We start from the raw sequence: 20,718 nt of genomic DNA on the forward strand, positions 1-20,718 counted from the left end.
TCAAATGCCTGCAATCAACCGAGCAGCTCGCTGAGCGGAATGAATGGCACCTGATCACCCTTGACCAGGACTCGCCCCTCCTGCACTTCCACCAGCCCCTCGGCCCAGGCAGCGCTGCGCAGAACGCCCGAACTCTGGTTACGGTAGATAATAGCTTGCCCCTGCTCCAGGCGTCCGCGCAGAAACTCACGGCGGTTACCGGCCTGAGGCCAGACAAATCCTGCGGGCACCGAAAACTTCAGCGGCTCGACATCCTGCACGCCCTGGCGACGCAACAGATATGGCCGGGTCAGCAAGGCAAAGGTCACCAGTGTCGAGGCAGGATTCCCCGGCAATCCAATCACCGGTACACCACGGAAATGCCCGACCGTCAGCGGCTTGCCGGGTTTGATTGCGAGCTTCCAGAGTGTCAGCTCGCCTTCTTCCCTCAACGCGATGCCGAGGAAATCCGCTTCCCCGACCGATACGCCACCGGTTGAAAGAATCAGGTCTACATCCTGAAGCTCCCCGAGTCGCGCACGGGTGGTGGGCAGGTCATCAGGCAGAATACCGGCATCCACCACTTCACATCCCAGGCGCTGCAACCAGCTGCACAACAACACCCGGTTGCTGTTGTAGATCTGTCCCGGTCCCAATGCTATCCCCGGTTCGACCAGCTCATCCCCCGTGGACAACACCGCCACACGAACCCGGCGAACCACCTCGAGCCCTGCGCAACCCAGCGATGCAGCCAACCCCTGTTCGATCGGACCGAGCCGGGTTCCAGCGGCAAGGACCAACTCACCGACTGTCGTTTCCTGGCCTTGCGGGCGAATGTTCTGCCCGGCCACCATCGCCTCGATGAAGCTCACGCGCTCATCGGCATGAACCTCGGCGTTTTCCTGCATCTCGACACAATCAGCACCGGCAGGTACCGGCGCACCGGTAAAGATCCGCGCGCAGGTGCCTGACTTCAAGGGTTCCGGTGCCTGCCCGGCGAAGACTTTCTGACTGACCGGCAACGGTTCGCCGGTCCAGTCGGCCAGATTCAAGGCATAACCGTCCATGGCGCTGTTCGGCCACGGCGGCAGATCCAGCGTGGAAATCAGATCCTGCGCCAGCACCCGCCCCTGAACCTGCGCCAGGGGCAAAAACTCGCACTCGACAATCCGCGAGCTCCCGGCCATTTCCAGCAATCGCGCCAATGCATCTTCGACGGGCATCAGGCTACCGGTCTTGCCCGGCTTACCCACGGGATTCACAAGGCGCCGCCTGTTTCAAATGAGTGACGAAATTGCACGGGCGGTGGCGTGAGTCCAGTTGCTCGGCGAGGATGCCATCCCAACCGGTGCGCACTGCGTTGGTCGAGCCTGGCAGGCAGCAGACCAGCGTGCCATTGGCCAGTCCCGCCAAGGCCCGGGATTGCACGGTGGAGGTGCCGATGTCGGCCACCGAGATCTGGCGGAACAGCTCACCAAAACCATCGACCTGCTTGTCCAGCAGGCAAGCGACCGCTTCCGGGGTGCTGTCGCGGCCGGTAAAACCGGTACCGCCAGTAATCAGCACGACTTGCACGACGTCTTCGGCAATCCAGTGGGCGACTTGCGCACGGATCTTGTAAAGGTCATCTTTGAGCAGCACTCGCTGCGCCAGATGGTGGCCCGCGGCCGTCAGCCGGTCGACGAAGACCTGGCCGGAGGTATCGGTTTCCAGGGTTCGGGTGTCGCTGACCGTCAGCACCGCGATATTGAGCGGCACGAAAGGTACATCAGCCTTGGCTTTCATAGGCTCGTCCAGTTGTAGGAGAAACAGCCCGGTGTTATATCACAGCGCCCCCTTTTTTCGCCGCCCCTGCGGAGAGCTGCCATGACTTCGAACACGCCATTACCACCCTGCTCTATTCTGTTGCTGGCCGGTGGGCGCGGCCAGCGGATGGGCGGCCAGGACAAGGGACTGGTGGAATGGCACGGTGAACCGCTGATCGCACATCTGCATCGCAAGGTTCGGCCGTTGACGGATGACCTGATCATCTCCTGCAACCGCAATCGTGAACGCTACGCGCCGTTCGCCGACCAGTTGGTGAGCGATGACGAGGAGGACTTTCCCGGACCGTTGGCTGGCATTCGTGCCGGCTTGAAAGCCGCGCGCCACACCCACCTGCTGGTTCTGCCCTGCGATGTTCCGCGCATCGATCCTGCATTGCTGCACAGCATGCGTGAGGCGGCCAGCCTGAATTCTGAAAAACCTTTAATGTTGCGACATGACGATCACTGGGAACCGCTGCTTTGCGTGATCCCGGTGGCACTCCTGCCGGCATTCGAAAACGCCTGGAACGCTGGAGAACGCAGCCCCGGCCGAGTGATGCGCAATCTTGATGCCCAGGCCCTGGTTTGCCCTGACAACGATCCACGCCTGGCCAATCTCAACACCCCTGAACTGTTGAGTTCGCACAACACTGTGTCAGACTGACAGCATTCAAGGAACTTGCACGCCTTGTATACGTCTCAAGCTCAGTAACCAAAAGAATTTCCCTTCGGAGACACACTCATGACTCAACGGACCCTCGCCACTTTCATGCTCGCACTGGGCCTCGCCACCCTCGCCGGTTGCGCTTCGCCAACAGTGATCACCTTGAATGACGGTCGCGAAATCCAGGCTGTCGACGCCCCTAAGTATGATGAAGATTCGGGCTTCTACGAGTTCGAACAGCTGGACGGCAAGCACACCCGCATCAACAAGGATCAGATCCGCACTGTCAAAGAGCTGTAAGTCTTCAGTTCGACAGCGGATACAGAAAAGCCCGCATATTGCGGGCTTTTTCGTGTCTGGCAAAAAAGGGTTGATACCCGGGATCACCAGTCCAGCGTGATCCGGCTTTCAAACTCCCGCACCTGCCCCGTGACCGGATCGATGAATCGCAACCCCTGCGCCAGCAGTTTGAGCGGATTGGCATAGTCATCTTCAACGTCTTTGAGCACTTCGGGGTAAAACGGATCATTGCAGATGCTCGCCCCCAGCGCCGTCATGTGCACCCGTAGCTGATGCTTCTTGCCGGTTACCGGATACAGGCCGTAGCGCCAGAGCTCGCCGTTCTTTTCACGAACCTCCACCGCCGTTTCGGTGTTACTCACACCCGGCCCTTCCTGCATGCGGAAAAACGGTTCACCGTCGATCATGCGGCTCTTGTGCACCAACGGGAAGTCCAACTCGGGCAGCGCGGCCGCAATGGCTTCATAGCGTTTTTCGATCTGCCGAGTCGGGAACAGTGACTGATACACCGACCGCGTCTGTGGATTGGCAGAGAAAATCACCAGCCCGGCCGTATGCCGGTCAATCCGGTGCAGCGGCACGAGATGGGGATTGTCCAGGCGCCGGATCAATCGGCGAAGCAGGGTCTGATCGACGTACTCGCCGGCCGGGGTCACCGGAAGGAAATGCGGCTTGTCTGCCACCACCAGATGCTCGTCCGCATACAGGATCGACTCGACCACCGGGATCGGCTTTTCATCCGGCACTTCACGAAAATAGTGAATGCGCAGCCCTTCCTTGTAGGGCAAGTCCAGCGCAATCGGCTGCCCCTGACCATCCAGCACCCGGCCCCGGGCGATTCGATCCAGCCATTGATCGCGCCCGATGGCACTGAAATGCTCACACAGGCAGTCGAGCACTGTCCGCCAGCTACCGGGGGGCAGATACAGCGTGCTGGCCTGATTCTGTGCGGCGGAAAACGTTGACGTGCTGGACATACGGAAAACTCTAACCTTCAAAGCAGAGAGGCATTATCCAACACCGGACGCGGCAGACCTAGCGCGGAATCAGGCGGGGATCGATTTGAGCGCCGCCGCCTCGGTGAATTCCTTGAGCCAGCGCAACACATCCACGGCGTCCCAACGGCCCGGATCGTACAAGGCGTACAAAAGCCCCTGATATCCGACCACATCCAGTTGCTTGTGATAGCCGGCACGCTGGAACAAGGCCTCGATCTCGGCAAAGCAGGTGTTGAAATGCAGCTTGTTGAAGGGAGTCTTGCCTTCCGTGACCAGACCGTCCAGGCGCAATTCGTGGACGGCCTCGCGCACCACGTCAACCGACATCCCGTTCACGCTGCTTTTCAACTGTTCGACATTGACCACGGTGGCTCCCTCTGACATCCGGCTTGCCCTGACGAATGCCCGGAAACGGCATGGCAGGCCAACCCAATTACTGTATGCGCATACAGTAACCGAATTACCCGAAAAGTGCCAAGCCGTGATTGAGCGAAGGTGACGAGCGCCACCAACGCGAAAGAGAAAGGGCCGTTAACGCAGGAATGCCACCACCTGATCGGCGCTGAACGGCCACCCCAGTTCCGCGCCGGTATCGACCCTTCGCAAGACCGGGATACGCAGGCTGTAGGCCTCGAACCACGATTCATCGTCAGCAATATCCACCAGTTCCACCAGCAGACCATGCTCGACAAAAGGCATCAGCTCGGCCTCCGCGACTTCACACAAATGGCACCCCAGGGTGCCGAACAACTGGCATTCAGGAAGCATGTGCGCTCAACCCCAAAAATCGAGTGATCATTCTAGGCCTGCCCGCAAAGCCCGTCGACCCACCCACCGGGTTCGATCCCGCGCCTCGTAAAACCCTGATGTAAATCAGCCCACAAAATCGCCATTTACGCGATGCTCCGGTGTTTTTTACCTCTACGCTTGAAGAGCCTGACCTGTTCTGGAGTGCCTCGTGTTTGCCAATCTGCTGATCATTCTGGCGTCGTCCCTGGTGATGATTGCCCTGTTCCGTCGCCTGCGCCTGCCGCCTGTGCTGGGCTACCTGTGCGTGGGCTTGATGGTCGGGCCGAAGGCATTCGACTGGATCAATGAAAGCGAACATCTGCCGGATCTTGCCGAACTGGGCGTGGTGTTTCTGCTGTTTTCCCTGGGGCTGGAGTTTTCCCTGTCGAAAATGATTGCCCTGCGCCAGGTGGTTTTCCGTCTGGGCAGCCAGCAAGTACTGATCACCACATTCCTGCTGGGAGGCGTGCTGATGCTGTTGGGCATGCCCACTACACCGGCCTTGCTGATGGGCGCCGGCCTGTCGCTGTCATCCACGGCGATTGTGACCAAGGAGCTGGGCAGTCTCGGCGAAATCTTCAGCAGCCATGGCCAGAACGCGGTGGGCGTCCTGTTGTTCCAGGACGTGGTGGCCGTGTTGCTGCTGACGTTGGTACCGGTGTTCGCCGGCAGCAGTGATCAGGCCTGGTACTGGGCGTTGCCCCTGACCTTGTTGAAGACCGTATTGCTGTTTTTCGGTTTGTTGCTGGCCAGCCGCTGGCTGCTGCCCCGCCTGTTTCAGGAAGTCGCGGCATCCCGTTCCGCAGAGTTGTTCGTGCTGCTGGCGCTGGTGATCGTGTTGCTGACAGCCTGGCTGACCCACCTGCTGGGTCTTTCTCCGGCCCTCGGCGCGTTCCTCGCGGGCATGCTGCTGGGCGAGAGCCATTACCGGCATCAGATAGAGGCCGATATCCGGCCGTTTCGCGACATTCTGCTGGGACTGTTTTTCGTCAGCATCGGAATGTTGATCGACCTGCAACTGTTCGCCAGCCACAGCCTGCTGATTATCGGCATGACCCTGGGTTTGCTGGTGATCAAAGGCCTGGTGGTGGCGCTATTGGTGAAATGGCGCGGCAGCGACAGTGAAACGGCCTGGCGCAGCGGCCTCGCGCTCGCCCAGGGCGGTGAATTCTGCTTCGCCCTGATGGCGCAGATGCAGCAGAGCCGGCTGCTCCCCGCCGAGCTCGGTGCCCTGCTGCTCGCCGCCACCTTCTGCTCGATGCTGCTGACGCCCCTGCTGTTACGCGCCGCACCGCGCATCGCCGCCGCCCTGCACCGCAAGCCCAATCAGGAAGCGCAGATCGAGGAAATCAGCGCCCTCAATGCCGGGTTCGACGGGCATGTGGTGATCTGTGGCTACGGCCGTGTCGGTCAGTCGATCGGGCGCTTCATGCGCAATGCCGGGCAATCCTACGTCGCGCTGGACAACGATCCGGTGCGGATTCAGGAGGCCGCTACCGCAGAACGCGACGTCCACTACGGCGATTCAACCCGCGGCGATCTGCTCACCGCCGTCGGTTTGCTGCGCGCCAGGTTGCTGGTGATTGCCGTGGATCAAGCCGATGTGGCCTTGCGGGTTCTCAAGGAGGCCAGACGCCTCAACCCGACAGTGCCGATCCTGGTGCGCACCCGGGACGACAGCCAGTCGGCCGAGCTGAAAGCAGCCGGCGCCAGCGAAGTGGTGCCGGAACTGCTGGAGTCGAGCCTGATGCTCGGCTCCCATGCCCTGATAATGCTGGGGTTTCCTGCGCACCGGGTGCAGGAGAAAGTCGATCAGGTGCGCATCGATCGTTATCGCCTGCTTCACGGCTTTTACCCCGGAGCCGACGATGAGGAGACCTAGTCCTGGCTCACCGCGCCGATCTTGTGCAGCGACAGGTCAGCGCCGTAGTACTCCTGTTCCTGGCTCAGGCGCAGACCATGCAGCGCCTTGATCGAACCGTAGATGGCGAAACCGCCGATCAGCGCCACCGTCACACCGAGGGCGCTGCCGATCAACTGGCTGATCAGGCTGACGCCACCGAGCCCGCCCAACGCGGTCGATCCAAAGATCCCGCACGCGATGCCGCCCCACACGCCACACAGACCGTGCAACGGCCACACACCCAGCACGTCATCGATGCGCCATTTGACCTGTGCCGCCGTGAAGCACCAGACAAACAGGGCGCCGGCAATCGCGCCGGTCACCAGCGCGCCGACCGGATGCATCAGGTCGGAACCGGCACACACAGCCACCAGCCCGGCAAGCGGGCCGTTGTGCAGAAAGCCCGGGTCGTTGCGCCCGACGATCAACGCCGCCACCGTGCCGCCGACCATCGCCATCAGCGAGTTGACCGCCACCAGTCCGCTGACCCCTTGCAGGGTCTGCGCGCTCATCACGTTGAAGCCAAACCAGCCGACGATCAGGATCCACGAACCCAACGCCAGAAAAGGAATGCTCGACGGCGCGAACGCCACCAGCCTGCCATCGCGATAGCGCCCGTTGCGCGGCCCGAGCAGCAACACCGCCGCCAGCGCCAGCCAGCCGCCCATGGCATGCACTACCACCGAACCGGCAAAATCATGGAAAGGGGCACCGAACTGCGCGGTCAGCCAGGCTTGCAGACCGTAGTTGCCGTTCCAGATCATGCCTTCGAAAAACGGGTAGATGAACGCCACGATCAGCGCCGTGGCGCACAGTTGCGGCACAAACCGCGCGCGCTCGGCGATGCCGCCAGAGATGATCGCCGGAATCGCCGCCGCAAAGGTCAGCAGGAAGAAAAACTTCACCAGCCCATAACCATGATCGGCACTGAGCACCGCCGCTGGTTGCAGGAAGGTCACCCCGTACGAAAGCCAGTAGCCTATAAAGAAATAGGCCAGGGTCGACACCGCAAAGTCGCTGAGAATCTTCGACAGCGCATTGACCTGGTTTTTCTGGCGAACCGTTCCGACCTCCAGAAACGCGAACCCGGCGTGCATGGCCAGCACCATGACCGCACCGATCAGAATGAACAATGTGTTGGAACTGTGAACCAGCGTGTCCACAGCGCTTTGCAGATTTTCCATGAGGAGGCAGACCCAAGGCTGAAAAAAGGCACCAAAGCGGTTCATGCGCACATTTCATGCACCAAGTTGCGACTGTGCGGTCACTGATCCGGTGGTCCGGTGAACCGCTTTGGCGCACAAGGTCGATGGGCTGACATGAACCCTCATCATCCGGGCGTTGCTTTGCCCGGTTTCGCGCCCGGCAACAGCGCACTGCCACCGATCGACGCACCACGACACAGCAAAAGTTGTACCAGCCATTTGCACTGAACCTTCACACTTGGCTCATACTCGAACGCTTCAGAACACCGCTTCAGAACGCCACTTACGGAGATCCCCCATGGCCAGCATCAAGGCAAAGACTGCTCAAGAAATCCTGATGAACGACTTCCAGACTCTGGTCAGCGACACTGAACGCTTGCTGGAACACACCGCCACGCTGGCCGGTGATCAGGCTGACGAGCTGCGCGAACAGATCCACGAAAGCCTGCTGCGCGCACGGGAAACCCTGAAGCTGACCGAAGACACCCTGCGCGAGCGCGGTCAGGCTGCGGTCACCGCCACCGAAGAATATGTCTCGGCCAACCCTTGGCAATCGGTGGGCATCGCCGCCGGCGTAGGGTTTCTGATCGGCCTGCTGGCCACGCGGCGCTGATCATGTCGATCGGTGAATCCGGCCCGGACTCGGGCACCGCCTCCTCCACACGCCGTCTGGGTGCTGCCGTTCTCGGTTTGCTGCACAGCCACGTCGAACTGTTCGGCATCGAACTGCAGGAACAGAAAGCACGCACCGTCAGCCTGTTGCTGTTCGCCGGCCTGGCGCTGGTGTTTGCGCTACTGTTGCTGGTCGGCCTGTCGACGCTTGTACTGATCGTGTTCTGGGACACCTATCGCTTGGCCGCAATCATTGGCCTGTGCGTGTTCTATACCCTGGCGGCAATCTTTTGCGCGCTGCGTCTCAAGGCCGCGATCTTCGATGAATCCTCGCCCTTCCACGGCACGCTGGAAGAACTGGCCAATGACCGGGAGCGCCTGCTGCCATGAGCCTGCCTGAACTTCCGCACAACAGCTCTCGCCGGGAAATGCGCAAGGCACTGATCCGTCTGCGCATGGAAATGCATCGTCAGGAAATCCGCCACGAAACCGGCCAGGTCCTGCAACCTCTGCAGCGCATGCGTGGCATGACGCAAAACCTGCAGGGCGGGTTCGGCATCAAGCACGCGCCGTTGTGGGGCGTGGCGGCCGTGACGCTGCTGGGTTTCATCACGGGAAAAGGGGCCAAGAGCGGAGGTGTCGGCGGCTTGACCCGACTGATCCGCCTGGGCACCAGCCTCGCTCCGCTGATCAAACTGGTCATGCAGAGTTCGAGCAAGCGCTGATCCCTCGCATCTGGCTGCATTCTTGCAATACCGGCGGGATTGAATCTCTTATCCGGAGGTTCAATCCCGCTTGCCTATCCGGCCGGCAGAATTCGACCAGAACAAGAACGACAAGGAGGCCCCGTGATCGACGGGCAACCGCTCGCCTGCTTTCAACCTTTCATCGATACCGCCACCGGACGCATTGCAGGGGTCGAGGCACTGGGTCGTCTGCGCCAGGCCGATGGCCAACTGGCGTCGGTCGGACCGCTGTTCGCCGACCCGCGCACCCCGGCCATCGCGCTGCGCCGAATGGACCGGCAGATTCGCGATAACGCGCTAAGTCGACTGCACGAGGCACCGCCGGACTGGTTTCTCAGCCTGAACATGTCACCGCGCTGGATCAGCCGCTTGCGTGCCGACCAGGCACTGCCGAGCCTGAAACAGCTCGCCCGGCATGGCATCGACCCGCAAAGGATAGTTTTCGAAATCACCGAGCTTGGCGGTAACAGCCAGCGCCTGAGCGAAGTCGTAGCGCGCTATCGCGATGCCGGCGCACGGATCGCCATCGACGATTTCGGCGCTGGTTATTCCCAGCTCGATCGCGTGCTGGCGCTGCAACCGGACATTCTCAAACTCGACATGCGCCTGTTCCAGGCCGCCGCACTTGGCGGACCGAGCAGTGACGTGGTCAAGGCCCTCGCGCAAATGGCCGAAAAGACTGGCTGCTGGATCATTGCCGAAGGCGTGGAAACCGCGGCGCAACTGAATTTCGCGCTGGAGTGCGGATCGCGTTACGTGCAGGGTTTTCTGTTCGCCCGCGCGCAGGAGGCGCTTTTTGGTACGGATGACTTCGTTGAACGCTTCGCCGAGCTGCGCCAGTCCTATGTGCGCCAGAAGCTGGCCGAACGCAGCAAACTGATGTTCATGCGCCAGCAGCTCAGCGAACTCATGACCATCCTGCAAACCTGGGCCCAGGCCCGCGCTCCACTCAGCGCTCTGCCACAGCTCGACGCCTTTCCCTGGCTGCTGCGCTTTTATCAGTGCGACCGTCACGGCACCCAGCTGACGCCAAACCTGGAATGGCGACAAAGCGGCTGGGTGGCCGACAACCGCTACCTGGGCCACAACTGGTCATGGCGTCCGTACTTCTATCACCTGCTGGCCGAAGGCTGGGAAGAACGACGCCTGACCCTTTCCAACACCTATCGCGACGCCACCAGCAACCAGTATTGCCTGACCGCCGGACAGTTTTTCGATAACGGCGAGCGCCTGCTGCTGATCGACATCGATGCGGCGGGCTTGTAGTTGCGCTTGCAGATGCCAGCCTGAACCGGGAAGCTAGGGAATCAGTCACCAGACGGAGAGAATCAGCCTTGGATTGGCATACCCTGCTCAACCGCGAACGTCTCGGCAAACCGTTGCACAGCCCGCAGGAACTTGGCCGCAGCCCGTTCCATAAAGACCATGACCGCATCATCTTCTCCGGCGCCTTCCGCCGCCTGGGGCGCAAGACCCAGGTGCATCCGGTGTCGAGCAACGACCACATTCACACGCGCCTGACCCACTCGCTGGAAGTCAGTTGCGTCGGCCGTTCGCTGGGCATGCGTGTCGGCGAAACCCTGCGCCGCGCCCTGCCCGAATGGTGCGAGCCGAGCGATCTGGGCATGGTGGTGCAGTCGGCCTGCCTGGCGCACGACATCGGCAACCCGCCATTCGGCCACTCCGGCGAAGACGCGATCCGACACTGGTTCCAGCAGGCTGCCGGGCGCGGCTGGTTGGACGCGATGAGTGATGCCGAGCGCGGCGACTTCCTGAACTTCGAAGGCAATGCCCAGGGCTTCCGGGTGCTCACGCAACTGGAGTATCACCAGTTCGACGGCGGCACCCGGCTGACCTACGCCACCCTCGGCACTTACCTGAAGTACCCGTGGACCGCGCGTCACGCCGACTCCCTCGGTTACAAAAAGCACAAGTTCGGTTGCTACCAGAGCGAACTGCCATTGCTCGAACAGATCGCCCACAAGCTGGGTCTGCCGCAACTCGAAGAACAGCGCTGGGCGCGCCATCCGCTGGTGTATCTGATGGAGGCGGCGGACGACATCTGCTACGCCTTGATCGATCTGGAAGATGGCCTGGAAATGGAGCTGCTGGATTACGCCGAAGTCGAGTCGCTGCTGCTCGGTCTGGTCGGCGATGACCTGCCTGAAACCTATCGCCAGCTCGGCCCGCAGGATTCGCGCCGGCGCAAACTGGCAATCCTGCGCGGCAAGGCCATCGAGCACCTGACCAACGCTGCGGCCCGCGCCTTCGTCGAACAACAGGACGCACTGCTGGCCGGTACACTGCCTGGGGATCTGGTGGAACACATGCACGGTCCGGCCAAGCGTTGCGTGCTGAACGCCAAGGACATCGCCCGCAAGAAAATCTTCCAGGACAAGCGCAAGACCCTGCACGAAATCGGCGCCTACACGACCCTGGAGATTTTGCTCAACGCCTTCTGCGGTGCGGCCCTGGAACAGCACAACGGCCGCACGCCGTCGTTCAAGAGCCGCCGGATCCTCGATCTGCTGGGCAACAATGCGCCGGATCCGCACGGCCCCTTGCACGCGTCGTTCCTGCGCATGATCGACTTCATCGCCGGCATGACCGACAGCTACGCCAGCGACATGGCGCTGGAAATGACCGGACGTTCCAGTCATTGACGCCTGCCGCCCGACCGATCTGCAATGGATCGGTCGGGTCTGGTGCAGTAGCGGCGAAAAGACAAGTCTTCCTTTTTTATAGTTTCAAGAAGACAGAAACAAACAACGAATAATAGCTTCAACCTTGACCGCACAAACTTTTCCTGCGCATCTGCCAAATTAATCAAGTACAACGCTGGAACATCTCACGCCTCTACCTACGTCAAACCTAGTTAACACGTAGTCTGATTCCTCTTTATTTGTAGGACTTCTCCTTGATTGCCGCTGACGCCCTGTCAGTTCATGCGTGCGTTCATTCATCTGAGCTAAGGTTCGCCCTTTATTTGCGCTCGTATGGGATTTGATTATGAACTCCGTTTTTATTGTCGACGATCACCCGGTCATCCGCCTCGCCGTTCGAATGCTGCTGGAGCATGAAGGTTATAAAGTCGTCGGAGAAACCGATAATGGTGTCGATGCCATGCAGATGGTTCGCGAATGCATGCCCGACTTGATCATCCTCGACATCAGCATTCCCAAGCTCGACGGCCTGGAGGTCCTGGCCCGCTTCAACTCCATGAGTTCGCCGTTCAAGACGCTGGTGCTGACCGCACAATGCCCGACCCTGTTCGGCATCCGCTGCATGCAGTCAGGTGCGTCGGGGTATGTGTGTAAACAGGAAGACTTGAGTGAACTGGTCAGTGCAATCAAAGCTGTGCTGTCCGGTTACAACTACTTTCCCAGCCAGGCTTTGAATCCTGTTCGTCACGATGATGTGCGCTATGTAGAACTTGAACTTTTCAAATCCGTCAATGACCGGGAACTGATGGTCCTGCAACTGTTTGCCCAAGGGCGCACCAACAAGGAAATTGCCAAAGGCATGTTTCTCAGCAATAAAACCGTCAGCACTTATAAAAAACGCCTGATGCAAAAACTGAAAGCCAAGTCCCTTGTAGAACTTATCGAAATGGCCAAACGTAACGCACTCGTGTGAGAGCCAACATGCCCCGTCGCTTAAAGAATTTTCTGATTGCATTGAGTGCATGCCTGAGTCTCAGCGCGCCTGTCACAGTTGCATCGCCTGGTTTTCAGGACTTTGCCCTGCTCGCGCGCTCGACCGATCGATCGCTACCGGTCTTGTTCGAGCCATCACAAGCGGCGTGGCTGCACACTCGCAAAGAGTTGATTCTGGGAGCCTCAGCTCCCGACTATCCGCCCTTCGACATGACCACCAGCGGTCACGACTTCGAGGGGTTCACGGCGGATTACGCCGGACTGATTGGCCAGGCGACCGGACTGCCGGTCAAGGTCAGGCGCTTCGCCTCGCGAGAAGCCGCGATCCGGGCATTGATCGACGGCAGCATCGACATCCTGGGTACGTCCAACGGTTTCGAAGCGGAGAACCCTGACATCGTGTTGTCACGACCCTATGCAGTCGACCAGCCGGTGCTGGTGACCCGCGAAGGCGAAACCCGCTCGCTGACCGAAGGCCTGGCCGGTCTGCGGCTGAGCATGCTCTATCACTACCTGCCGCTGGATGAGGTCAAGGCGATGTATCCCAAAGCCCTCATCACGTCCTATCCGTCCTACCAGAACGCAATCAACGCGGTCGCATTCGATCAGGCGGACGTATTTCTCGGCGACACCATCTCCACCCACTACATGATCAGCAAGGGTTACCTGAACAACATTCGCATGGCCAATTTCGGCAAGCACGAGGCCCACGGTTTCAGCTTCGCCGTGCATCGCAACAACGCGCAACTGACCGGCATCATCGACACCGTGCTCAAGGCTGTCCCGGGCAGCGAGCGCGAAAACATCGCCAAACGCTGGAGCGTCGGCAGCGACACACTGCTCACCGACCAGAAGCTGCAACTGACCCGACGCGAAGAACAATGGCTGAAAAAGCATCCGGTCGTAAGTGTTGTCGTCAACGAGGCCTTCGCTCCGCTGACGTTCTTCGACAGTGAAGGCAACTTTCGCGGCATCAGTGCCGACCTGCTCGAACTCATTCGCCTGCGCACCGGTCTGCGTTTCGAAATACGCCGCAGCCGCAGCGATGCCGAGATGATCAAGCAGATTGAAAATCACCAGGCCGACCTGATTGCCGCCCTGCTGCCCACCACCCAACGCGAAGAAACCCTGACCTTCAGCCGTCCCTACCTGGAAAACTCCTACGTGCTGTTGACCCGAAAAGCGGCCGACAGCCCGACACACCTGGGCCAGCTCAAACGCAAGCGGCTGGCGATTGCCCAAGGCAATCCGATGATCGAATATCTGCGCACCGAATTTCCGCGTATTCAGCTGATCGAAACGCCGGACACCTTCAGCGCCGTGGCACTGCTCGACGAAGGTCAGGTCGAGGGCGCCGTGAACTCGCTGGTCATCGCCAACTACTTCATTACTTCCCGCATCTTTGAACAGCCACTGCAGATCACCACCACCATCGGCACACGTCAGGCGGCTTTCTCGCTGGCAACCGCCCGGGACAACACGGAGCTGGGCTCGATCATCGACAAGACGCTGATGAGCATCACCCCCGAAGAACTGGGCATCATCAACGGGCGCTGGCGGGGATACTCGGGCGTTTCACAAGGCACCTGGCGCCAATACCAGCGTTTTTTCTATCAAGTGATCGGCGGCGCCTGCCTGCTGTTGCTGCTGTCGCTGTTGTGGAATGCCTACATGCGCCGCCAGATCAGACAACGCAAGGCGGCCGAACGGGCCTTGAATGACCAGCTGGAATTCATGGGCTCACTGGTCAACGGCACACCCCACCCCATCTACGTGCGTGACCGCCAGGGCGTCCTGCAAAGTTGCAATGACAGCTATCTCCAGGCGTTCAATGCCCGGCGCGAAGAGGTCATTGGCAAAAGCGTGATGCAGGGTGCATTGAACAATGCTTTCGAGGCCCTGACGTATCAGGCCGACTATCAGCGGGTAGTGGCCGAGGGTAAACCGCTGGTGCTCGACCGGCCCTTGCAGATCGGCAACCGGCACCTGACGATCTATCACTGGATCCTGCCGTACCGGGACTCCAGCGGTGAAGTCCAGGGAATCATCGGCGGCTGGATCGACATCAGTGAGCGCCGCGAACTGCTCGACGAACTTCGCGCAGCCAAGGAACGGGCAGACGATGCCAACCGGGCCAAGAGTACGTTTCTGGCGACCATGAGCCACGAGATCCGCACCCCGATGAACGCCGTGATCGGCATGCTCGAGTTGACGCTCAAGCGCATGGATCAGGCTCATCCGGATCGCTCGGGCATCGAAACGGCCTACCACTCCGCCAAGGACTTGCTGGGCCTTATCGGCGACATCCTGGACATTGCGCGCATCGAATCCGGGCGGCTGAGCCTGAACCCCGAACGAATCAACCTGATCGATACCGTCGGCTCGGTGGTCAGAATCTTCGAAGGTCTCGCCCGGCAAAAACAGCTCTCACTGACCGTGTCCGTCTCTCCCCCTGAACTGAATGTCGATGTACACCTCGACCCGCTGCGCTTCAAGCAGGTGCTGTCGAACCTGATCAGCAATGCCATCAAGTTCACCGAAGCAGGACACATCAGAATCACGCTGGATCTTCTACCCACGGATGACCCCGAACGCTCGGTGATGCAGTTGACCGTACAGGACAGCGGCATCGGGATCACGACGCAGGATCAGTCGCGCCTGTTCGAACCCTTCGCCCAGGCCGGCAACGGCGGGCAGCGAACCGTCGGTGGTGCGGGACTGGGGCTGGTCATCAGCCGCAACCTGTGCGAGATGATGGGTGGAAAACTGCGGTTGAGCAGCCTCCCCGGAATCGGCACTCAGGTCACTGTTTCTCTGCCGGTGGCGATCCTGCCTGCGCAAGTGGCGAGAGCTGAAGAGGAACCACAGATTCAGGCCCCCCTCATTCCGTTGACGGTTCTGGTGGTCGATGACCACCCGGCCAACCGGCTGCTGATGTGCCAACAGCTTGAATACCTCGGCCATCGTTTCTGTATCGCCGAAGATGGTTTGCGCGGGCTGGAACAATGGAAAAATGGCGAATTCGATCTGGTCATCGCCGATTGCAACATGCCCGTCATGAACGGTTACGAGCTGACCCGGGCGATTCGTCAGCACGAAAAAATCACCCGTCGTCCGGCCTGCACGGTGCTGGGGTTCACCGCCAATGCCCAGCCGGAGGAGATCCTGCGCTGCAAACAGGCCGGCATGAACGAGTGTCTGTTCAAACCCCTGAGCCTGAACAGCCTGAGCCAATGGGTCGACAGTATTCAGCCGCTGTTCCGTGCGCCGGTGTTCAATCTGCAAGGGTTCACGCTGCTGACCGGTGGCAACCCGTCCCAGACTCACCGCTTGCTGGCAGAACTGCTCAACAGCAGTCGTCTTGACCGGCAGGAATTGCAGGCCCTGTCCCTCACCCGGGATCCTCCCGCGCTGGCCGTCATCGCCCACAAGATCAAGGGCGCCGCGCGCATTGCCCAGGCCTCGCGCCTGATCGACAGCTGCGATGCACTTGAGCTGGCGTGCCTGCAAGCGCAGCCGGGGGATGAGATCGAGCGTCGCTGCCAGGCCAGCCGTCTCGCCATCCTGGAACTGGAGCAGGCACTGGAACAGCAACTGAACCGGATCAGCGAGAGCAAAGTGACCGGGGCTTAACTATGCTTGGACGCTGAGCAGTGTGCTTACCTACACGGAGAGTCCGCAATGCCCAGCCCACTGCGCCCGGAACAACGCCGGTTTCCGCTGCATGTGCACATCAGCGTCATGTTCACTTTTCTGCTGTTGCTCACCGGGGTGGTGCTGGGTCTGTTCAACTATCGACAGACCACACAGATCATCCTGTCGAGCAGCGAAAAACTGTTCAACCGCATCGAACAGGATGTGCGCCTTGATCTGCAGGCCACTTATGAACCGATTCGACACCTGCTGAGCCTGCTGGCGGAGCCCCCCGCCGCCCGCTCTTCCGGCCTCGAACAGCGCCTGGCGCTGCTAAAGCCGTTCAGCCAGTCCCTGACGGACAACCCGGATCTGGCCTCGCTGTACCTGGGTTATGGCAACGGCGATTTTTTCATGGTTCGTCCTTTGCGCACGCCGGCGCTGAAAACCCTGCTCAAGGCACCGGACGCCGCGGCGTTTCAGGTCTGGAGCATCGAACACGACGCCAGCGGTCAGGCGCATTCGCAGTCGCTGTTCTTCGACCAGGCACTGTCTCCGGTCGGCCGGCAGGACAACCCCGACGATCCTTATGATCCTCGCAGCCGCGCCTGGTACATCAACGCGCGGCAACAGACCGAACAGATCACCACCGAACCCTACGTCTTTTTCTCCACCCACAACGTCGGCACGACGCTGGCCCGACGCAGCGGTGATGACGCGGTGATCGGCGCCGACCTGACCCTCGACGCACTCTCCGCAACCCTGATCAAACACGTGGTGACACCGGCCACGGAAATCGTCCTGTTCGACGCCGAAGGCAACGCCGTGGCCTACCCCGACAGCAGCCGGCTGATCGTCGATGACCGTACGGCGCGTCTGGCCAAGGCTGCCGACTTGAGCCCCGCCCTTGGCGCCTTGTTGTCCGGCCATCAGGGCAATCGGCTCAAGGCCGACGGCCGACTATGGATCGTCGCCCGCAGCCAGTTGCAGGAAGGCGGGCCGAAAGGTTTGCAGATGGCGTTGCTGGTGCCGGAGGACGAGTTGCTGGTCGACGCCTATCGCATGCGCTGGCAAGGCGCGCTGATCACCTTGGCCACCCTGCTGTTGTGCCTGCCGCTCGGGTGGCTGATCTCGCGGATTCTGGTCAAGCCGCTGCATGCGCTGGTCAAGGAGGCCGATGCGATTCGCAGTTTCGATTTCAATTTTCCCGTGACCCGTCGATCACCGGTGCTGGAGGTCGACCAGTTGAGTCTGTCGATGGCCCGCATGAAAGACACGCTGGCCAGTTTCTTCCGGATCACCGACAGCCTGACCGCCGAAACCCGCTTCGCCCCGTTGCTGCAACGAGTCCTGTTCGAGACCGCGCAGATCGCCCAGGCCCAGGCGGGCCTGATTTATCTTCGCGAAAATGATGGCAACCGGATGGAGCCCTACGGACTGGTGGTGGATGGCGCGTCACAAGCCCTGGCCGCGTTCGATATTCAGGGGCGCAATCTTGACGCTACTCAGGGCCCCGAATGGTTTCGGGAACTGGCGAACGCCAACACCGTCGTGAGCAATCTGGGTTTCGAACAGGCCACCGACCTGCAGAAAGTGCTGCTGGCCATGGAGTCGCCGAGGGTTCATCTGATCGGTATCCGCCTGCATAACCGGCACAACGAGACCGTCGGCCTGCTGGTGCTGCTGATCAATGACAGCGGCACGGCGAGTGATCTGGAAAAGCTGCGGCCCGACCGCATTGCCTTCCTGCAAGCGGTGTCCGGGGCAGCGGCGGTGAGTATCGAAAGCCAGCGCCTGCAAGCCCGGCAGAAGCAACTGCTGGATGCGTTCATTCAACTGCTGGCCGGCGCCATCGATGCCAAGAGTCCTTATACCGGCGGGCATTGCCAGCGCGTGCCGGAGCTGACCCTGATGCTCGCCCATGCCGCCGCAGCCAGTGAGGCGCCCGCCTTCAGCGATTATCAGCCGAACGAAGACGAATGGGAGGCCCTGCACATCGCCGCCTGGCTGCACGATTGCGGCAAGGTCACGACCCCGGAATACGTGGTCGACAAAGCCACCAAACTGGAAACCCTGAACGATCGCCTGCACGAAATCCGCACCCGCTTCGAAGTGCTCAAGCGCGATGCCTGGGTCAGCTACTGGCAAGCCCTGGCCATGGGCGGCGAAGAGCGGCAACTGGCCGAGCTGCGCGACGCAACCCTGACGGCACTGGATGATGATTTTGCATTCGTCGCCCACTGCAATCTGGGCAGTGAAGCGATGGCCGAGGCCGACCTGCAACGCCTGCAAGGCATCGCGCAACGCCCATGGACGCGTACGCTGGATGATCGGCTGGGCCTGTCATGGGAAGAGAACCGGCGTCAGTCACGCACCCTGGCACCGACCTTACCGGTCACCGAAACGTTGCTGGCAGACAAGCCGGAGCATCTGCTGGAGCGCGCCGAGGGCGAGTTGATTCCCGAGGACAATCCGTGGGGCTTCAAGCTCGACGTCCCGCCGTACAAATACAATCGCGGCGAGCTGTACAACCTGAGCATTCCCCGGGGCACCCTGACCCGCGAAGAACGCTACATCATCAACCATCACATGGTGCAGACGATCCTGATGCTCAGCCACCTGCCCTTCCCCGGGCATCTGAACAGCGTCGCGGAAATCGCCGGCGGGCATCACGAAAAGATGGATGGCACCGGCTATCCCAAGCGCCTGAAACGCGAGGACATGAGCCTTCCGGCGCGCATGATGGCGATTGCCGATATTTTCGAAGCCCTGACCGCCGCCGACCGCCCGTACAAAAAAGCCAAGTCCCTCAGTGAAGCGCTGGGGATCATGGCCACCATGTGCCGTGAAGCGCACATCGATGCCGAGCTGTTCGGACTGTTCATCCGCGATGGCGTGTATTTGCAGTACGCCACGCGGTTTCTCGATCCACGGCAGATCGATGCCGTGGACCCGGCGGCCGTGCTGCTCAAGGCAGGCCTTACGGCGTGATCAGCAGTCGGTCAGACGCAGGAAGATCGCCGCCAGTTGTTCGATCCCGGCCTGATCGTCGGCACCGAAACGCGCAAGCTTCGGGCTGTCGAGGTCGAGCACGCCGATCAGGCGACCGTCCTTGACCAATGGCACGACCAGCTCGCTGTTCGACGCGCTGTCGCAAGCGATATGGCCAGGAAACGCGTGAACGTCCTCGACCCGTTGCGTCTGCAGGCTGGCAGCCGCCGCGCCGCACACACCGCGACCGAACGGAATGCGCACGCAGGCGATCTGGCCCTGGAACGGGCCGAGCACCAGCTCTTCGTTGCGATTGAGGTAGAAACCGGCCCAGTTCAGGTCATCGAGCTGGTTGAACAGGAACGCCGAAAACTGCGCGGCGTTGGCGATGAAATCGCGCTCGTCCGCCAGCAGCGATTCCAGTTGCGCGGCCAACATGCCATAGCCTTCGAGGCCCTGGCCGCTCTGTTGCAAATCAATCATGCCTTGTGCTCCAACAATTTCAGTCCCACCCAGTAACGGGCGAATTGGTACGCGCAACGTCCGTTGCGGTTGCCACGGCCGGTTGCCCAGCGCACGGCGAGAATGTCCAGTTGTTCGTCGCGCTCCCAGCTCAGGCCGGCCTTGGCGGCCAACTGGCCGATCCAGTGTTCGACGACGTTTAGGAAATGTTCCTGGGTAAACGGATAGAACGACAGCCACAGGCCGAAGCGATCCGAGAGCGCGATCTTGTCTTCAACCGCCTCGCTCGGATGCAGCTCGCCATCGACGCGCTTCCAGTTTTCGTTGTCGCTTTCCTTTTCCGGCACCAGATGGCGACGGTTGGAAGTGGCGTACAGCAACACGTTGTCCGGCGCCTGTTCGAGCGAACCGTCCAGCACGCTTTTCAGCACGCGATAGTCGCCTTCGCCGGACTCGAACGACAGGTCGTCGCAGAACAGCACAAAACGCTGCGGCAGCTTGGCGATCTGCTCCACCACCCGTGGCAGGTCTGCCAGGTGATCGCGTTCGATTTCGATCAGGCGCAAACCGGCCTTGGCATGCTCTGCCAGCAGCGCGCGGACCAGCGACGATTTACCGGTACCGCGCGAACCCCACAGCAGCGCATGGTTGGCCGGCATGCCATCGAGGAATTGCTGAGTGTTGCGGCCCAGTTGCTCCAGCTGGCGGTCGACGCCGATCAGGTCCGACAGGCGCATGTCGAGGCTGACTTCCAGCGGCAGCAAATAACCGCTGCGACCGTCACGCTGCCAGCGTGCGGCCAGGCAGGTACCCCAGTCGATGACCGGGCGTGGAGCCGGCAGCAGTGGTTCGATTCGCGCCAGAACCGACTCGGCGCGCTCAAGAAAAGCATTCAATCGGGAATCCACGTCTTCTCCTCGGGCTCGTTCACAGTGATGATGGCGGTGCAGCGACGACAGACAGCGTCCGAAACCT

The 20,718-nt window shown here is 60.8% G+C and carries 19 protein-coding genes; 11 read left to right on the top strand and 8 right to left on the bottom strand.

Annotated elements, in window-relative coordinates:
• Window positions 1-14: 14 nt before the first annotated feature.
• Both glp and moaB read right to left on the bottom strand, forming a co-directional pair.
• A complete protein-coding gene (gene glp, locus CAF90_RS14580) occupies window positions 15-1,241 on the bottom strand; it encodes a gephyrin-like molybdotransferase Glp (RefSeq protein ID WP_085607117.1) in 1,227 nt (408 codons plus the stop codon).
• Window positions 1,225-1,764: a molybdenum cofactor biosynthesis protein B gene (gene moaB / locus CAF90_RS14585; RefSeq protein ID WP_007955742.1), complete on the bottom strand. Its 540-nt coding sequence runs from the start codon at window positions 1,762-1,764 to the stop codon at window positions 1,225-1,227. The genes glp and moaB overlap by 17 nt, the downstream gene beginning before the upstream one ends.
• A gap of 81 nt (window positions 1,765-1,845) precedes the next feature.
• On the opposite strand from moaB, the gene mobA reads away from it, so the two are divergent.
• Together mobA and CAF90_RS14595 are read left to right on the top strand one after the other, a co-directional pair.
• On the top strand, window positions 1,846-2,448 hold the full coding sequence (gene mobA / locus CAF90_RS14590; RefSeq protein WP_085607119.1) for a molybdenum cofactor guanylyltransferase MobA: 603 nt from the start codon (window positions 1,846-1,848) through the stop codon (window positions 2,446-2,448).
• Between the two features lie 78 nt (window positions 2,449-2,526).
• Entirely contained in the window at window positions 2,527-2,748 is a 222-nt protein-coding gene (locus CAF90_RS14595) for a YgdI/YgdR family lipoprotein (RefSeq protein WP_007955739.1), read from the top strand.
• Between the two features lie 83 nt (window positions 2,749-2,831).
• Here the strand turns inward: CAF90_RS14595 and CAF90_RS14600 are convergent, their stop codons facing one another.
• The 3 genes from CAF90_RS14600 to CAF90_RS14610 form a co-directional block, all read right to left on the bottom strand.
• Entirely contained in the window at window positions 2,832-3,725 is an 894-nt protein-coding gene (locus CAF90_RS14600; protein ID WP_085607121.1) for a pseudouridine synthase, read from the bottom strand.
• A gap of 69 nt (window positions 3,726-3,794) precedes the next feature.
• Window positions 3,795-4,112, bottom strand: a complete 318-nt coding sequence (locus CAF90_RS14605) for a hypothetical protein (protein WP_007955735.1) — start codon at window positions 4,110-4,112, stop codon at window positions 3,795-3,797.
• A gap of 165 nt (window positions 4,113-4,277) precedes the next feature.
• Window positions 4,278-4,514, bottom strand: coding sequence for a glutaredoxin family protein (locus tag CAF90_RS14610; RefSeq protein WP_007955734.1), 237 nt, complete (start codon window positions 4,512-4,514; stop codon window positions 4,278-4,280).
• 190 nt (window positions 4,515-4,704) lie between these two features.
• On the opposite strand from CAF90_RS14610, the gene CAF90_RS14615 reads away from it, so the two are divergent.
• The gene (locus tag CAF90_RS14615; RefSeq protein ID WP_085607123.1) at window positions 4,705-6,417 is read left to right on the top strand and encodes a monovalent cation:proton antiporter-2 (CPA2) family protein; all 1,713 of its coding nucleotides are present in this window, start codon (window positions 4,705-4,707) and stop codon (window positions 6,415-6,417) included.
• Here CAF90_RS14615 and CAF90_RS14620 read toward each other — a convergent pair.
• Window positions 6,414-7,622: an ammonium transporter gene (locus CAF90_RS14620; RefSeq protein ID WP_085607466.1), complete on the bottom strand. Its 1,209-nt coding sequence runs from the start codon at window positions 7,620-7,622 to the stop codon at window positions 6,414-6,416. The two genes, CAF90_RS14615 and CAF90_RS14620, sit on opposite strands and share 4 nt — an antisense overlap.
• A 319-nt stretch (window positions 7,623-7,941) precedes the next feature.
• Here CAF90_RS14620 and CAF90_RS14625 point away from each other — a divergent pair, with 319 nt between their 5' ends.
• From CAF90_RS14625 to CAF90_RS14660, 8 genes are all read left to right on the top strand, one after another.
• Complete coding sequence (locus CAF90_RS14625) at window positions 7,942-8,256, top strand: YqjD family protein (RefSeq protein WP_007955729.1); 315 nt, start codon at window positions 7,942-7,944, stop codon at window positions 8,254-8,256.
• Between the two features lie 2 nt (window positions 8,257-8,258).
• Window positions 8,259-8,645: a phage holin family protein gene (locus tag CAF90_RS14630; protein WP_007955728.1), complete on the top strand. Its 387-nt coding sequence runs from the start codon at window positions 8,259-8,261 to the stop codon at window positions 8,643-8,645.
• On the top strand, window positions 8,642-8,980 hold the full coding sequence (locus CAF90_RS14635; RefSeq protein ID WP_064598290.1) for a hypothetical protein: 339 nt from the start codon (window positions 8,642-8,644) through the stop codon (window positions 8,978-8,980). The genes CAF90_RS14630 and CAF90_RS14635 overlap by 4 nt, the downstream gene beginning before the upstream one ends.
• A gap of 123 nt (window positions 8,981-9,103) precedes the next feature.
• On the top strand, window positions 9,104-10,267 hold the full coding sequence (locus CAF90_RS14640; RefSeq protein WP_085607125.1) for an EAL domain-containing protein: 1,164 nt from the start codon (window positions 9,104-9,106) through the stop codon (window positions 10,265-10,267).
• A gap of 68 nt (window positions 10,268-10,335) precedes the next feature.
• Window positions 10,336-11,664 (top strand): deoxyguanosinetriphosphate triphosphohydrolase, encoded by a 1,329-nt coding sequence (locus CAF90_RS14645; protein ID WP_085607127.1) that lies wholly within the window; start codon window positions 10,336-10,338, stop codon window positions 11,662-11,664.
• A gap of 346 nt (window positions 11,665-12,010) precedes the next feature.
• Window positions 12,011-12,637, top strand: coding sequence for a response regulator transcription factor (locus tag CAF90_RS14650; RefSeq protein ID WP_007955724.1), 627 nt, complete (start codon window positions 12,011-12,013; stop codon window positions 12,635-12,637).
• A gap of 8 nt (window positions 12,638-12,645) precedes the next feature.
• Window positions 12,646-16,290 (top strand): transporter substrate-binding domain-containing protein, encoded by a 3,645-nt coding sequence (locus CAF90_RS14655; protein ID WP_085607129.1) that lies wholly within the window; start codon window positions 12,646-12,648, stop codon window positions 16,288-16,290.
• A gap of 48 nt (window positions 16,291-16,338) precedes the next feature.
• The gene (locus tag CAF90_RS14660) at window positions 16,339-19,281 is read left to right on the top strand and encodes an HD domain-containing phosphohydrolase (protein WP_085607132.1); all 2,943 of its coding nucleotides are present in this window, start codon (window positions 16,339-16,341) and stop codon (window positions 19,279-19,281) included.
• On the opposite strand, the gene CAF90_RS14665 is transcribed toward CAF90_RS14660, so the two are convergent.
• Window positions 19,282-19,764: a GAF domain-containing protein gene (locus tag CAF90_RS14665; RefSeq protein ID WP_011335287.1), complete on the bottom strand. Its 483-nt coding sequence runs from the start codon at window positions 19,762-19,764 to the stop codon at window positions 19,282-19,284.
• Complete coding sequence (locus CAF90_RS14670) at window positions 19,761-20,651, bottom strand: ATP-binding protein (RefSeq protein WP_007955716.1); 891 nt, start codon at window positions 20,649-20,651, stop codon at window positions 19,761-19,763. The genes CAF90_RS14665 and CAF90_RS14670 overlap by 4 nt, the downstream gene beginning before the upstream one ends.
• Between the last annotated feature and the right edge of the window lie 67 nt (window positions 20,652-20,718).

It is taken from the genome of Pseudomonas sp. B37(2017) (assembly GCF_002112885.1).
GTDB classification, from domain to species: Bacteria; Pseudomonadota; Gammaproteobacteria; order Pseudomonadales; family Pseudomonadaceae; genus Aquipseudomonas; species Aquipseudomonas paraglycinae.